At 66.9% G+C, this 729-nt stretch carries 1 pseudogene; it reads left to right on the top strand.

What is annotated here, in order from left to right:
* A pseudogene (locus tag AC1DDO_RS23025) lies at nt 1-729 on the top strand (pyruvate dehydrogenase (acetyl-transferring), homodimeric type); the annotation flags it as partial.

Here is a 729-nt window from a genome sequence, read left to right as displayed (position 1 = left end):
ATCCTCAGCGGGTTGACAAACCAGCTGCCTGATCGTGATCCGGAAGAGACCGCCGAGTGGCTGGAGTCCCTGGATGCGCTGATTCAGGAACAGGGCACCGAGCGTGCCCAGTACATCATGCGCAGCCTGCTCCAGCGGGCCGGGGCGCAAAGCGTGGGTGTTCCGATGGTCACCACCACGGACTACGTCAACACCATCCCGGTGGACCAGGAGGCCCCGTTCCCCGGCGACGAGGAGATCGAGCGTAAGTACCGGGCCTGGCTGCGCTGGAACGCCGCGGTGATGGTGCACCGGGCGCAGCGGGCCGATATCGGCGTGGGCGGGCACATCTCGACCTATGCCGGGGCCGCGACCCTGTACGAGGTCGGGTTCAACCACTTCTTCCGCGGCAAGGACCACCCCGGCGGCGGGGACCAGGTCTTCTTCCAGGGCCACGCCTCCCCCGGCATGTACGCCCGGGCCTTCATGGAGGGCCGTTTGTCCGAGGAGGACATGGACGGTTTCCGGCAGGAGAAGTCCAAGGAGGGCCACGCCCTCTCCTCCTACCCGCACCCGCGGCTGATGCCGGAGTTCTGGGAGTTCCCCACGGTCTCGATGGGCATCGGGCCGATGAACGCGATCTACCAGGCCCAGTCCAACCGGTACCTGCACAACCGCGGCATCAAGGACACCTCCGACCAGCAGGTCTGGGCGTTCCTGGGCGACGGGGAAATGGACGAGCCCGAGTCC

It is taken from the genome of Arthrobacter sp. 10N43 (genome assembly GCF_056394525.1).
The sequence above is the reverse complement of the archived record's forward strand: the minus strand, read 5'-3'. Positions and strand labels throughout refer to the sequence as shown.